Genomic DNA, 13,951 nt, shown 5'->3' on the forward strand with positions numbered 1-13,951 from the left:
GTTGAAAATTTCAGGAAATAGGTAATGGTTCCCAAATTGATCAGGTTGAGTCCAAATTGAACGAGTGCGTCGTCGGTGCCGTAAGCAATGAGATATTTTGAGACACTGCCGTTAAAGAACGGCGCACCGGTGGCGCCCAGGACGCCAAAGAGGATTGCAAAACCGACGAGCGGCATGGCTCTCAACACGCCTCGGATATCTCGGATGTCTCGGGTGCCGTAGTAATGGTATACGGTCCCGGCAGCCAGGAACAAGGTCGATTTGAACAACGCGTGACTGACGATATGGAACAGCGATCCCCAGTAGGCTTTTTCTGCTCCCATCGATAAGCCGATCATGATGAGACCGATTTGAGAAACGGTGGAATAAGCCAGGATCATCTTGATGTCGTTCTGACCCAGGGCCATGATGAACCCGAAGATCGAGGTCGCAAAACCGATGACCAGAAAGAGTTCCTGTATATCGATCACCGCTTCAAACATGGTTGTGAAGCGGATAAACATGTAGACGCCGGTTTTAATGTACAGTCCACTCAAGATAGCTGAAACGACTGGGGGCGCACTGGGTGTCCCGTGGGCTTTAGGCAGCCAGCTGAAAAGCGGCACGACGGCCGTTTTCAGACTCAAGGTCGTCATCATGAACGCGAAAGCCAGAAAGACCGACCGCGGATCCTCGACTTCATGCAGGGCCTCTCCGATCGCATTCATATCCAGCAACCCAGTCGTGCGGTAAAGCATGGCGATGCCAAACAGTAAGAAAGCTGTACCGATAACGTTGACGAAGAAATAGATCATGCCGTCGTAGATCGCCTGTTTCTCTTTGTTGATCATGATCAGAATCGACACGGTGACCGTTGACACTTCAAGTAAAACATATAAATTGAATAAATCGGTACTGAGGAACAAGCCTGTTATGAGCGCCTGCAGCACCAGGAACAAGAAGCCGAAGGTCGTCGTGAAGTAGACTTTATGGTACGCATAGATCATCATCATCAAGAAAATCGCTGCCGTGAGTAGGATGAAAACGGATGAAATGGTATCGGCCATCAGCGTAATGGCCAAGCCTGCCGGTACCCGTGACATATAATTGAAAATCGTGTCGTTGGCCCGTACGTCTATGAAGATATGTAAGGCGTAAAGAAGCAGCGCGATCTGTATCAGGATGGTAAGCAAACGGGTATCCTTATCTTTGAAGAACAGGGTCAAAACACCAGCCAGGATCGGACCAACAATGAGTAAGTACAGCAACGATCATCCCTTCTTTCATATATCTCAAATGAAAAGTGTCATGTAAGTGATCAGGGCAATGCGTCTGAATAAATAGGTCGTATAGATGACCATGCCCAGCTGAACAGCTAAAATGATCCTCCGTGAATCTCTATCAAAATACATGATAGTGATGATAGCTAAGACGATAGGAATGAGTATCAGCCAGTATAGCATCGCAACCTTCTGTTTTTGAGTATGAAAAAAGTGAGAAACGCTGGTTCTTCCATTCTGTGACTTTTTCATTAAAGAGTTCCTACAAACGGTTTAATTGAAGCCATCGTGCGTGTCAGCCTGTTGCCAGGGTAACAGTGCTTGAATGTGGATGAATCAGCACGTCTCTCACCGGGTGGTTCAAAGATTCCTATTATAGAACGAAAGTTAAGAACAGGACGATCGTGATGAAGTACCCTACCATCGCAGTAATGATGGCGTTAAAGGTCAATTCGATATGACCGATCCGCTGAATAAATCCCCCGTGTTTGATAATGCCATTATAGAAGCCGATCCCCGCTACGATCATCAAGGCATAAACGACCCCTTTCTGGAAATATTCTTCCGCATTCACCTGCAGTTCAAAGCCGAACAAAAATTCTGTCAGGACTTCACCAAACATCCCGGTCAGCAGCGACGTCACGCCCAGGAGCAGGGCCGCACTTACCGCAAAAATATCGGATTTCACGCGGATCCCTTTGGTGTTTTCACCAAAGAGCATGGTCGCATATTTAACAAAAGACATCGTCGTCCCCAAGTTGATGATATTGAGTAAAATCGTTGTGCCATAATCATGCGAGCCGTGAGCAATCATATATTTGGAGATGCTGCCGTTAAAGAATGGCGCCCCAGTGATCCCAAGCATGGCAAAAGTGGTGGCGATCGCGACCCAGGGCATCCGTTTGAAAAGGCCCCTGATTTCATAGACATCTCGGGTGCCGTATTCATGATAGATCATGCCGGCCGTCAGGAACAAGGTGGATTTAAAGATCGCATGATTGAAGATGTGATACACTGCACCCCAGAAGGCATAATCGGAAGCCATGTTCAACCCGACCATGATGAGCCCGACCTGGGATACCGTGTGATAAGCAAGGATCAATTTGATGTCGTGCTGTCCTAAGGCCATGATAAAGCCCACGACAGACGTGATGAAACCGATCCAGAAAAAGAACTGGTGCATATCGATGACGGGCGAATACATCTCGTTGAAACGAATAAACAAGTATACCCCACTCTTGATATATAACCCGCTCAAAACGGCAGATACGACCGGGGGTGCACTGGGTGTCCCGTGAGCTTTAGGCAACCAGCTGAAGAGTGGTGTGACCGCCGTTTTCAAGGAGACCGTCACCATCATCAAGCCGTAAGGTAAAATCATGGCTTTGGGACTGTCGAGCAACGTCATGGCTTCACTGATCGCACGCATGTCGAGCAGACCGAACGTACGGTAGATCATCCCCGTTCCAAACAGCAGGAAGGACGATCCGATAATGTTGACGAAGAAGTAGATCATCCCGTCGTAGATCGCTTGTTTTTCTTTGTTGATCATGATCAGAATCGCAACCACCACAGTCGACACTTCTAAAAAGACAAAGATGTTGAAGAGGTCACTTGATAAATAAAGGCCCATCATCAAGCCTTCCAGGACCATAAACAGAAAGAAAAACTTGGAAACAAAGTATGCCGCATTCACCGAATAAATCAAAAAGGCAATGTAAATGATGGCAGTCATCATGACCATAAAGATGGAGATAGGATCGGCATACAAGCTCAGCGCGATACCATCGGTGTAGCCTCCGGTGTTCCAGATAATCGGCCCCGATTCTTTGACAACTAAAAACTGGCTGAAAGCATAAGCCGCATAACCGATCTGGAATAAAAAGAGCAAAGGTTTTGCCCAATGATCACGTATGATGTACGCGATCAACCCGACGATTATCGGCGCTAATACGAAGACTCCTAACACTAGTGCCCACTTCCTTGCTGATTTCTGTTTCTTGACCAGTGTGTGATCCCGTGTTTCTGTTTGTAGTGCATGAACATGGTCAAGGAAATCGCTGTGACCCCTATCCCGATAACGATCGCCGTGATCATCAAGGTAGAGGGGACAGGATCGGCAAAGGCGGCCTTTTGTGCCTGGCCGATCGGAGGAACACTGCCCGTCGTATAATTGATTGTGATGTAAAATAAGTAAATGCCGGATTCCATGATGGACATGGACATGATCGTTTTAATGATCGTTTTCTTCGTCATCAGGCCGAACAGACCAATGAAGAACAAAAGAATCCCAACGATCTCTCCAGTGAGAAAATCCATTGGTTTCAACCTCCTCTTTTTGAAATGATTCACATGACCGTCTCGTTTCTTTAAAGTCCTTCATAGAATACGAATCGGTAGAAAATGATACTCAGACCGGAGAACACCTTTAACCCGATCAGTGAGTTCATGGCGATCATGTAAATTTGGTGCGATAACACGGTGTCTGCCGGCTGGATCTGCATGAACACGTATAACACGGGCGTGATCACGATCGCCAGGAACAAGAATTTCTCTAACTTCTCCAGCACATCCAGATCCAAGTCGAAGTTCGGATAGACCAAGTAACGCGTGATCAGTGCGGTAGCTAAAATGGCTCCGCCCTGGAACCCGCCGCCTGGTGAGACGTGTCCGTTGATAATGATGTACAGACCGATAAGCAACACGAACGGATAAATAATGCCGACCATTCGAATAACGATTTCCGAGTTGTCCTTCCGGTTCAAGTCATCTTCTTCAAACTGATATTTTTCCGCGTGTTTATTTGCCCAGGACACGTTGATGACTTCCATGACCGATACCATCAGCATCAAGGCTTCAAACAAGGTATCGAATACACGGTAATTCAGGTAAATCGCTGCTACTGCGTTTTGGGCACCTGTTTCTTCAAAAAAATCGGCCGTAAAGTAATCCATCAAGGGCGTGTCGATCTGTTCTGAGTGATTCAAAAATAAAAAGATGACGACAAAAGCGCCGCTAATGGTAAATAAAATACGCATAAGATATATGGTTTTATTTGTCTCTTTCATTGTTGGTCACCTCATCTGTGTAGATAACACGGATATCGGAAATGTCCCTGATGATTTCATCCATGTTGGCAATGATATCCTGGAAGACATGATCGGTTGATTCACCGTATAGATAAGTCAGTTTCCCTTTACGTTGAATATAAACATCGTGACTGTCTTCGCGCATGATTTGTTCGATCGGATGATTGGTATAGGCCAGCTGCGGTTCGATTTCTTCCGTACGTTCCAGGAATAATTCCAACGGACGCACCACGTTATCCATGATTTCATTGATGCTCTTGTCATCGAACACGTCTACATCTTCATTCACATAGCATATGTCGTATACCGATATTTTTTTCGTCGCAACCAGATACATCACCGTGGATAAGCCTACCCCGATCGCCGCTTCAGCTAAAGCAACGTCCGGTGCATTGAAATGCAGATAAGTCACGGCCATAAGCAATGAAAAAACACCTAAATAAATAACTGAGCGTTTAATGTTATCAGAAAAGACGGAGAAGCTGGCAAAAACAAGTAAAGCAATGAGTAAAAATGCTTGAAACATACTTATTACCTCTCCTTCTTGATGCGATACCCACTGAGATGGGCTGATCGTGTGATCGCATGCGTCGCGATCGGGTTAGTTACAACGTATAGAGCCAAAACCAGGATCAATTTACCCGTGAAAAAGTCAAAGCCATGTTTTATTATCAGGCCAAGCATGATGGTGATAAAACCGACGGTATCAACTTTTGCTGAAACGAGGATGCGGGAAAAATAGTCATTAAATCGGTAAATGCCGAATACACCGAGTGTCATAAAAATGAGGCCAATGATGATGATGAAATTAGCAGTCCATTCTAATAGTTGAGCCATCATATATCTCCTCTTCTTTCAATAAATCGTGATAGCATGATCGTGCCGATGAACCCTAACACGCCATAAATCAGTCCGACGTCGACCATGTATGATCGGTCGATGATAATTCCAATTAAAACAGCCATAACGATGACTTTGGATGAAAAGAGCGTAAAACCGAGCAGACGGTCCCAAATGGTCGGGCCGATCAAGACTCTCACCAATCCAAATACGGATAAAGCTGCCACGATGGCCAATACCACTTCATCAAAATTCATGAACTCCCCTACTTTCTATTGATCGAAGCTATTCCTCATGCTTTACCGTCGATTTTCTCTTGATAACGTAACAGGATCGCTTCGAGTTTTAGTGGAATAACGTCGCGTGCATCCTCATCCCTAGCAGGTGCGTTTAAGGCAAGCACGCGTAGATGACTGCCTTTTTTTTCAACGGTCACCGTACCAGGCGTCAACGTGATCGAATTGGCCAAGATATCGATCAATAATTCGTCCGTTAACCTGGTCTCGCAGTTAATGATCTGGACGTCTGCTTTACCGGTCAGGATGTTAGGAATCACCTCGATACCGGCCATAATGATTTCAAGCAATAAACGCAAAGCATATTTGGATAAGGTAAACAAACCGATCATATAGGAATGTTCGTAATTCCCTTTGAGTAGAAACCGATCTGTAAATAACACCACCAAAATCGCCATGAAGAGGCCGACTAAAAACGTGAGGATAGAGAAGCGCTCGAATAGAACTACCCATACAATGGATAAAACAATAATGACTTCTTTATTTTGTACGAGATCTTCCCATATAGTTTTTATATACGTTTTCACAAAAACACTTCCCTTCCGACAGGAGTACCCAACATCTATCTCAAGGCGAGACGATGAGCGAGTTTATATTTCGGCTTTCAACTGTGCTTCGATCGATGTGTTTGCCATTTCTTATGCGAGCTGTATTGCAATCAAGCGCTAATGAAAGTGATTTCATTCGGAAAAAATGTTAATTTCATTTTAAATTCAACCGTCATTCTGTATATTTAATAGTTTAGCAAAAATCAGCCAATTAAAGTACCATTATCTATTATTAATCAGCGAAAAAAACTCCAGATTCGTTGTCAGCACAACCTGCCCTATCAGAAACAGCTACGGATGTGACAACCTGAACGGCGAGCCTGCGTTTTGAAACACGTTTATGAAAATTATCTGGAAACACAAAAAAGGCTGGGACTTTTGTCCCAGCCTTTTAAAATGATATTGAAATGGTAGATGATCAGGAACCTATTTACGTACTTGTCAGTCTTGTTATTTCACTCTCTTAAGAAAGGACGTTGGGACTTCTGAGGTATAGCGGACCAGTTTATTCGTGCCTGGATGAACCAGGACAAGTGTTGTCGCATGCAGGCCTAACCGTTTGATCGGATTGGTATCTGCATCGTACAGTTTATCGCCAGCAATTGGATGACCGATATCCTTTAAATGAACACGGATCTGATGCTTACGGCCTGTTTCCAGTTCCACTTCTAAAAGTGAATAATTTTCGTTACCCAGTACTTTTCTGTAATGAGTCACTGAGAATTTTCCACCGTTGTCTTCAGGGTTGGAATACATTTTTATGCCTTTACTTTCCGACAGCCAAGATGAAATTTCGCCCTGGTCTTTTTCTACGTTGCCTTCTGCTAACGCTGTATAGATACGTTCTTTAACCGTATTCTTCCAGTCTTTCTGTAAAGCTTCTTTTATTTCTTCTGATTTTGCATACAACATGACACCGGATGTATCCCGGTCCAGACGATGAACGACAAAAATCTTGTTTTCCGGATTCTCTTTTTTAACGTAATCACTCAACTGATGATAGGCAGTCGGCTCAGTGGGATCTCCAGCTGAGATAGATAATAGTCCAGCTTCTTTATTGATCACAATAATGTCTCTATCCTCATGCAGGATCGATAAACCTTCCAGTTCTGACATTTTCTTGGATTCCTTGTTACTTAATATACTGACAACTTGTCCCGGTTTTAACGGATGATCGTGTTTGGTGACTTCCTCTCCGTCTACCGAAACCTGTCCGCGGGTTAATACTGACTTGACAGAATTACGACTCTTATTGGTTATGATAGTCAGTAAAAAAGGCAGCAGTGTCGTTTCTTCTTCTACCGTGTGGTTTACGATCCCTCTTTTATCGGATTGGGTCGTTCCCTGGCGAAGGTTTTTATTTTTTTTCTTAGAATGGGGATTTTGCTGTTTATTCATTAATAATCACTCCTATAATTGTTGACTCCTATGTAGTATAACAGAAAATCAGGCTAAAATAATCGTTTAATCTATTTGATGCACTTTATCCCTGGCAAGTTTAAAAACTGAATAAAGAATGAAAACAAAAACAGGCAATCTTTTTAAGCTCAGTAGCAGAGATTGCCTGTTTTCATTATATGAACCAAAATATGAACCAAATCCAAAAAGACGACTACACGCTTTCAATTAAATTTTTTTAGCGCTTATGCTTTTTAATAAAGTTCTGAACGACTTTTTTTAATTTGGCACTCTTAGGAATGCTGCTTTGTTCGTCTTCCAGTTCAGTATAAGTATTGTAAGCGTCGTTCAAGGCATCGTCATTTTCGAACTCCAGATCTTTCGTTTTCAGTTCCTTACGGTTGAGTTTCAGATTTTTCTTGAACTGGCTGCGCATCAAGCGTTCCAGTAACCCCAGATCGATGCTTTCGCCTTCTTTTTCCTTGGTAGCAATGATGCTCAACACTTCAATATAGCTGAGTGCCAACGCGCTTGTGACGATGGATGCGGTCGTGCCGCTGATGATGCCGCCGATAATGGTCCCCGCGCCGGGGATGAATTTAAAGGCATTGGCAACGAGCGTTTTCCCGATCATTGTCGCTGATCCTGTCCCGCCGACTGCCGCAATGATGCTGACGATGGTAGCTTTATCCATTGAAATACCGAAGATGGCAGTGATATGAGCGAGCAGAGTGACCTGCATCGGGACCAATATAGAGGCATCAGAAAATGGAATGGGCGCAAACCCGACACCAAACGTCGTGGCCACATATCTGGAAGCCCAGCGTCTGGCAACTTTGGCTTTACGTTCAATGTCTGCTTGCTGGGCGTTCGTAAAAGCCTCTTTACTCTCCTTTGGGATAAGCTGCAACGTCTTTTCGATCAGCTGTTTCAAACCAAATCTCGGAATGACGTAATCATCGGAAATCTCATACGGTTCTGACATGACATTCTGAACAGCTGCCACGGGCAAGTTCATATTTTCCAGGTAACGGTTAAATTCATCTGCCGGTTTCCCTATCGATTGCGTCAGGACCAGAATGACGGGTAGAATACTTGAGATTTCTTTGATCAGTTCGATTTCCATATCCTCGATGCGGGAAGAATTGGCCTGGATACAGTAGTACACCGCGTGCAGCGCATCTTTAGTGTTTTTCTTTTCCTCCACCAGGTCGAGAATCTCTTTCATTACCTGTTTTTGGACCTTTTGTTCAAGTTCCAATCCTCTGGTGTCATACAAGACAATGGGGATGCCTTCTTTAGTGATGCGTCTCAAGTGTTTCGTCACAGGTTTCCCAATGCCGGTATCGGCTAATTTTTCACGGAAGACATTGTTGATGAGCGTACTCTTCCCGACGCCCGTTTTCCCGGCTATCAGTATATTTACGGGACTCATTTTTGCTACTTCGGATTCAGTTTTTTCTAAAATCTCTTGAATCATATTGTATTTATTATTTGGCTGTTTCATAAGCGTCCTCCTAGCTGTTTGACACTAGTTTACCATGAAGGAGTGCTTTTGACTAAGGAGAAATGTCATTATCGTCTGGTCGGTCGTAAGGCTGAAAAAGTGGGCAGCATCTTGTGTATTCGGTGCTTTGGGACAGGAGCGACTGCTCAACCTACCGAATTTGGTTGAGTTCGGCAGTTAGAAAGGATGCCTTTCGGTGTAACTGTCGAACGGTGGTCTAGTTCGGCAATTACTGATAAAACGGGCTGCCGAAACGACCGAATGTGAGCGTATTCGACACTTTGAGAAAGTTTTTCCTGAAAAAGCTGTCGAACTTCTGACAAGTTCGGTAAGTTCCGTTCGCTTATCGAGTTGAGACGACACTAGCGGAAGGACTTCGGTAAGTTCAAACTGAATAGTCCGATGAAAGTGTCGACTAGCGTTGAAAAAGTAAGAAAGTCGGACAAAAAGCGTATAGCGCCCTATCGCTGGAGTGAAAAAGCGCGAGATGATCGTTGAGTAAGGAAAGCAAAATGAGCCAGCTCATTTTGCTCCACTCAAAAAAGCTTCCAAAGATTCGACCCGGTCACTAAGGTCGTCTTTGGAAGCTTCTCAAATTACTAGGTTTGATTTTTAGCGGTATTCATTGGGTACGCCGTCGAGTTCTTCGACGCCCGTCACATGCCATTCGCCTTCACCATATTGTAGATCCACACGGTAAACATTGTTTTGGCCACTATCTGAAACGACGGTGAATGCGCGGCCTAAGCCGTTGTTTCCAACCCACCACGTGGTCATGTCGTTCTGGTCGATCCCAGTTACGGCACTTGCATTTTGATCAACAGCAATACGGTCACTCGAGCCATCGTTAAAGTTCATCGTGTGGCTCTCATCCAGTGGGGCATCGGTATTGATCTCTGCTTCACTGGTTTCTTCTTCCGCTGAATCATCTTCATCTGGAGTTTCTTCAGTCTCTTCGGGTTCTTCTTCTGCCTCTTCAGGTTCTTCTTCTGTCACTGCCTCTTCTTCGGTAACCTCAGATTCTGTGTCCTCGTCCTGGTCAGCAGCCTCCTGGTCACTTTCTTCTGTGTTGTCCTCATCTGCTTGATCAGATTCCGGATCCGTTGTATCAGTCTCTTCTCCCGTTTCGTCATCTTCCTCAGTATCAGTGACGATCTCAGTTTCTGGAGAGCTGTCCTGGTCCCCTTCAGTTACAACATCATCGCGGTTTGAAAAGATAAAGATGACTAGACCTCCAAGGATGACGATGAGTAGTCCAATGACGATATAATAAATTTTCTCGATTTTAGGTGACCCTTTTGGCTTGTTGGGTGTATTTTTATTTGCGCGTGTTTTTTTCATGTTGTTCTTCCTTCCTTTTCGTATGTACTCTTTCTTAAAAAGTGTACCACACTATTGTGTGATAAGTGAGTAATTAAGATAACAAACTCACGACATTCATTGCGAAATCATTTCTTCAGCTCTTTCAAACGATATGAAGCCTCTCCAAGATGATAGTTAGCTTAGAAAGACTTCATTCTACTATCATCTATAGTCAAGTTTCCAGACACGCTCTAGGTGTTTTCGACCCGGATCTACTTAATTAAACGATATAATCGGATGAAAAGTAATCAGATCGCCCTTTTAACCTGGAAAACGCCCAGTCAGTCTACCTCTTTAAGTAGAAATGACTGGGCGTTTTCGAAGGTGCTTATTTTTGGTGAGTTACTTTTCTAAGCGGAATCGTAATAAGCGGTACGATTATCGCTGCCGCAATTGCTTCAGCAACACCGCTTGTGCCGACAATAACGGCCAATGCACCGGCTAAATTGCTGATATCCACTTCAATGGCCTGCGCGAATGACTCACCATAGAACAAATAGATAAAAAACAGCACGAAGATGGTATTAGTGAATGAACCGACCACAGAAGCGCTGGCTAAAGCCAGTTTATCTTTCTTAGCGAACAGTCGTTTGAAAAGTGCATACGACCAGCCAGTAAAGAGACCGATCAAAATACGTGGCACCAAAGCAATCATTGGATTAGTCCAAAGCAGCAAGTCCAGTGGTGACGCCGGCATCGTGTATGCACGAACCATACGTGTGATCCCCCAGATGCCTCCAATGATCATGCCATCTTTGGTGCCCATCGTTAACGTTGCAACGATAACCGTAATATGTATGATGGTCGGATTAAGCGGAGGAATGGGGATATTTCCTAAAAATGGCACAAAGTTTTGAAGCAGAATAATGGCGGTAAGTATACCTAGCAAAGCGATACGATGCGGCTTAGATCTTTTATGGTTTAATTTCATAAGGATTCCTCTTCTCTTTCTCTCATTTCCCTAATTATAATGCGTCCTAATTTAATCGATTGGTCATGCTGCGATTGAAGCGTCCAAGCAATACGGTAAGCATATGTGCTTCCTCTTCAGTCCAGCCGGAAAGAATCTTTTTAAATTTTTCTTCTAATTGAGCGTGATACTCTTTGAAGACAACTCCAGCCTGTTCATTTAACTTAAAGTAAACATACCGTTTGTCATCCCCAATCGTTTTCGTCACTAAGTCTTTCTTGACCAACGCATTCATCTGGCGACTGACCGTCGATTTGTCTAAGCGGCTTTTGGTCGTGATCTCCTTGAGTGTTAATTCATCTTCACCGATCAATTCGATTAAATTAATCGTCGAATGAGATAATCCCAGTTCCTGCAGTAAGTGATCCGTCAAGTGTTTATAGAGCTGATTGAACTCGCTGACTTTTTCCAGTAGTTGAAGTGGCTTTTCTGTGCTGTCCATGTTACACCTCTTTCTCATGTCGTTTATTTGTATGCGTCAACTATATCACGATGCATGATTATGAGCAATAAAAATGTGGAAGTTGGTACGATACTTCATTTAATGCTATACTGATAAAGAGTTTTTTTATAGATTGGAGTGACTTTAAATGTCTTTTGATGGCCTATTTGTCCACGGTTTAAGAGATGAATTAGAAAACGAAATCATCGGTGGCCGTATAACCAAAATACAACAGCCTTATGAAAATGAAGTGATTTTGCGTATTCGCGCCAACCGCAAAAATAAATCGTTGCTGCTGTCTGCACATCCGCAGTACGCACGGGTGCAGTTAACGGATATCCCTTTTGACAATCCCGCCCAGGCACCTAATTATTGCATGGTCCTGCGTAAGTACTTGGATGGTGCAATTATCGAATCCGTTGAACAAAAAGAGAACGACCGTATCTTGACCTTTTCATTTAAACGACGCAACGAATTAGGCGATACAGAATATCTCGCACTCGTTGTTGAAATTATGGGGAGACACAGTAACGTCTTGTTAGTCAATAATGAAGAAAACAGATTGGTGGATGCCATCAGACATGTGCCGGCTAGTCAAAACACCTACCGTACATTGCTTCCAGGTGCGACTTATATTGAAGCCCCCAGTCAGGACAGGAAAAATCCCTTTGATTACGACGGTCCGTTTCCAGTATCCGACCTGTCTTTTAGCGATAAAGTCAAATGGATCCAACAGACCTTTCAGGGATTTGGGAAAGATTCAGCCCAGGAGCTGGCTTACCGAATGGATACGCACCCTGATGACGCACCCAAAGTTGTCTTTCAGCATTTCATGGCACCCTTTAAAACAGGTGAATTACAGCCGACACTGACGAAAGCCGAACAAAAAGAATTTTTCTCTCCTCTACCCTACGAACATTTTAAAGGAGAAACACAATCGTTTGACTCGTTGAGTGATTTGATGGATCGTTATTATCATAACAAAGCTGAGCGTGACCGTGTCCATCAGCAATCCAATGATTTGAGTCATCTGGTTAAGAATTTGTATCAGAAAAACAAGAAAAAAGTCCAGAAGCTGAAGAAAGAATTAAAAGAAACGGAAAAAGCGGATGATTATAGAGTGAAAGGCGAAGTCCTGACGGCTTACTTGCATGAAGTGAACCAGGGTGACGAATCGATCACCTTGCCCAACTTCTACGCTGAAGATGAACCACTGGAAATCAGCTTGAATCCACAAAAATCACCGGCTGAAAACGCACAGTATTATTTCTCGCGTTACCAAAAGCTTAAAAGTGCCAAGATTCATTTGACCAAGCAACTAAAATCGACCCGACACGAATTGAATTATTTTGACACATTGCTTACGCAACTATCCATCGCTTCCGTATCCGATATCGAAGACATTCGCGACGAACTGAGAGATGGCGAATATCTAAAGAAAAAAAGGAAAAAGAATCGCAATAAAAAGAGCAAGAAATCTCAACCCGAGGCTTTTGTTTCTTCGGATGGCGTAAGCATTCTAGTGGGGAAAAACAATACACAGAATGATGAACTGACGCTTAGAAAAGCCCATAAAAAACACTGGTGGGCCCATGCCAAAGACATTCCCGGCTCGCACGTGATCATAGAAGACGACGATCCTTCAGAACAGACACTGGAAGAAGCCTGCACGCTTGCCGCCTACTACAGTAAGTATCGTCTGTCTGCTTCAGTACCGGTCGATGTCGTTCAAGTAAAACGCATCAAAAAACCAAAAGGTGCTAAACCCGGCTACGTGATCTATGAAGGTCAAACGACTTATTTTGTGACACCAAGTGATGAAAAAGTAAGAGAATTGAAACTAAATTCCAAATAAGAAAAGCCGTATTCAAGTGAAGAACTTGAATGCGGCTTTTTCATCTACTTCTACCAAACTGTTAAACTGTTAATTTAAGGCAATTACTAACGGTGGTCAATAATTAAATTCGACTTCGGCATGCTCAGGAGAGAATCTCGGTGAGTGGTGCCAAGTTGGCCTGACTTCGGCATACTCAGGCGGGAATCTCGGCGAGTGGTGCCAACCAGGCCCCACTTCGGCATGCTCAGGAGGGAATCTCGGCGAGTGGTGCCAAGTTGGCCTGACTTCGGAATGCTCAGGAGAAAATCTCGGTGAGTGGTGCCAACCAGGCCCGACTTCGGCATGCTCAGGAGAGAATCCCGGCGAGTGGTGCCAAGTTGGCCTGACTTCGGCATGCTCAGGA

15 protein-coding genes are annotated in these 13,951 nt (G+C 44.0%); 1 reads left to right on the forward strand and 14 read right to left on the reverse strand.

Annotation, left to right across the window (positions count from 1 at the left end; all coding sequences use genetic code 11):
• The 14 genes from R6U02_RS01020 to R6U02_RS01085 all read right to left on the reverse strand — a co-directional run.
• The coding region (locus R6U02_RS01020) for a complex I subunit 5 family protein (RefSeq protein ID WP_410261765.1) at window positions 1–1,247 on the reverse strand (1,247 nt) is incomplete at its 3' end.
• 24 nt (window positions 1,248–1,271) lie between these two features.
• Complete coding sequence (locus R6U02_RS01025) at window positions 1,272–1,511, reverse strand: hypothetical protein (protein WP_410261766.1); 240 nt, start codon at window positions 1,509–1,511, stop codon at window positions 1,272–1,274.
• A 121-nt stretch (window positions 1,512–1,632) separates the two neighbouring features.
• Entirely contained in the window at window positions 1,633–3,228 is a 1,596-nt protein-coding gene (locus R6U02_RS01030) for a complex I subunit 5 family protein (protein ID WP_410261767.1), read from the reverse strand.
• Window positions 3,228–3,578 (reverse strand): sodium:proton antiporter, encoded by a 351-nt coding sequence (locus R6U02_RS01035; protein ID WP_410261768.1) that lies wholly within the window; start codon window positions 3,576–3,578, stop codon window positions 3,228–3,230. Before R6U02_RS01035 ends, R6U02_RS01030 begins: the two co-directional genes overlap by 1 nt.
• A 50-nt stretch (window positions 3,579–3,628) precedes the next feature.
• Window positions 3,629–4,327, reverse strand: a complete 699-nt coding sequence (locus tag R6U02_RS01040; protein WP_410261769.1) for an MnhB domain-containing protein — start codon at window positions 4,325–4,327, stop codon at window positions 3,629–3,631.
• Complete coding sequence (locus R6U02_RS01045; RefSeq protein ID WP_410261770.1) at window positions 4,311–4,874, reverse strand: Na(+)/H(+) antiporter subunit B; 564 nt, start codon at window positions 4,872–4,874, stop codon at window positions 4,311–4,313. The genes R6U02_RS01040 and R6U02_RS01045 overlap by 17 nt, the downstream gene beginning before the upstream one ends.
• A gap of 5 nt (window positions 4,875–4,879) precedes the next feature.
• A complete protein-coding gene (gene mnhG, locus R6U02_RS01050) occupies window positions 4,880–5,188 on the reverse strand; it encodes a monovalent cation/H(+) antiporter subunit G (RefSeq protein WP_410261771.1) in 309 nt (102 codons plus the stop codon).
• Entirely contained in the window at window positions 5,185–5,445 is a 261-nt protein-coding gene (locus R6U02_RS01055) for a monovalent cation/H+ antiporter complex subunit F (RefSeq protein ID WP_410261772.1), read from the reverse strand. Before R6U02_RS01055 ends, mnhG begins: the two co-directional genes overlap by 4 nt.
• Before the next feature lie 35 nt (window positions 5,446–5,480).
• Window positions 5,481–6,011, reverse strand: coding sequence for a Na+/H+ antiporter subunit E (locus tag R6U02_RS01060; protein WP_410261773.1), 531 nt, complete (start codon window positions 6,009–6,011; stop codon window positions 5,481–5,483).
• Window positions 6,012–6,482: 471 nt separating this feature from the next.
• Window positions 6,483–7,430, reverse strand: a complete 948-nt coding sequence (locus R6U02_RS01065; RefSeq protein WP_410261774.1) for an RluA family pseudouridine synthase — start codon at window positions 7,428–7,430, stop codon at window positions 6,483–6,485.
• Between the two features lie 238 nt (window positions 7,431–7,668).
• Complete coding sequence (locus tag R6U02_RS01070; protein ID WP_410261775.1) at window positions 7,669–8,937, reverse strand: GTPase family protein; 1,269 nt, start codon at window positions 8,935–8,937, stop codon at window positions 7,669–7,671.
• 612 nt (window positions 8,938–9,549) lie between these two features.
• The gene (locus R6U02_RS01075; RefSeq protein ID WP_410261776.1) at window positions 9,550–10,278 is read right to left on the reverse strand and encodes a DUF1510 family protein; all 729 of its coding nucleotides are present in this window, start codon (window positions 10,276–10,278) and stop codon (window positions 9,550–9,552) included.
• 349 nt (window positions 10,279–10,627) lie between these two features.
• The gene (locus tag R6U02_RS01080; RefSeq protein WP_410261777.1) at window positions 10,628–11,230 is read right to left on the reverse strand and encodes an ECF transporter S component; all 603 of its coding nucleotides are present in this window, start codon (window positions 11,228–11,230) and stop codon (window positions 10,628–10,630) included.
• 46 nt (window positions 11,231–11,276) lie between these two features.
• Window positions 11,277–11,711: a MarR family winged helix-turn-helix transcriptional regulator gene (locus tag R6U02_RS01085; protein ID WP_410261778.1), complete on the reverse strand. Its 435-nt coding sequence runs from the start codon at window positions 11,709–11,711 to the stop codon at window positions 11,277–11,279.
• A 148-nt stretch (window positions 11,712–11,859) separates the two neighbouring features.
• On the opposite strand from R6U02_RS01085, the gene R6U02_RS01090 reads away from it, so the two are divergent.
• Window positions 11,860–13,566 (forward strand): NFACT RNA binding domain-containing protein, encoded by a 1,707-nt coding sequence (locus R6U02_RS01090; RefSeq protein WP_410261779.1) that lies wholly within the window; start codon window positions 11,860–11,862, stop codon window positions 13,564–13,566.
• Window positions 13,567–13,951: the final 385 nt, after the last annotated feature.

Source organism: Alkalibacterium sp. (assembly GCF_046484155.1).
Lineage (GTDB): Bacteria > Bacillota > Bacilli > Lactobacillales > Carnobacteriaceae_A > Alkalibacterium.

Coding starts and splice junctions, on each gene's coding strand:
- R6U02_RS01070 (WP_410261775.1), bottom strand. CDS start 8,937: ATGAAACAGCCAAATAATAAATACAATATGATTCAAGAGATTTTAGAA.
- R6U02_RS01090 (WP_410261779.1), top strand. CDS start 11,860: ATGTCTTTTGATGGCCTATTTGTCCACGGTTTAAGAGATGAATTAGAA.
- R6U02_RS01055 (WP_410261772.1), bottom strand. CDS start 5,445: ATGAATTTTGATGAAGTGGTATTGGCCATCGTGGCAGCTTTATCCGTA.
- R6U02_RS01045 (WP_410261770.1), bottom strand. CDS start 4,874: ATGTTTCAAGCATTTTTACTCATTGCTTTACTTGTTTTTGCCAGCTTC.
- mnhG (WP_410261771.1), bottom strand. CDS start 5,188: ATGATGGCTCAACTATTAGAATGGACTGCTAATTTCATCATCATCATT.
- R6U02_RS01080 (WP_410261777.1), bottom strand. CDS start 11,230: ATGAAATTAAACCATAAAAGATCTAAGCCGCATCGTATCGCTTTGCTA.
- R6U02_RS01085 (WP_410261778.1), bottom strand. CDS start 11,711: ATGGACAGCACAGAAAAGCCACTTCAACTACTGGAAAAAGTCAGCGAG.
- R6U02_RS01025 (WP_410261766.1), bottom strand. CDS start 1,511: ATGAAAAAGTCACAGAATGGAAGAACCAGCGTTTCTCACTTTTTTCAT.
- R6U02_RS01075 (WP_410261776.1), bottom strand. CDS start 10,278: ATGAAAAAAACACGCGCAAATAAAAATACACCCAACAAGCCAAAAGGG.
- R6U02_RS01065 (WP_410261774.1), bottom strand. CDS start 7,430: ATGAATAAACAGCAAAATCCCCATTCTAAGAAAAAAAATAAAAACCTT.
- R6U02_RS01035 (WP_410261768.1), bottom strand. CDS start 3,578: ATGGATTTTCTCACTGGAGAGATCGTTGGGATTCTTTTGTTCTTCATT.
- R6U02_RS01040 (WP_410261769.1), bottom strand. CDS start 4,327: ATGAAAGAGACAAATAAAACCATATATCTTATGCGTATTTTATTTACC.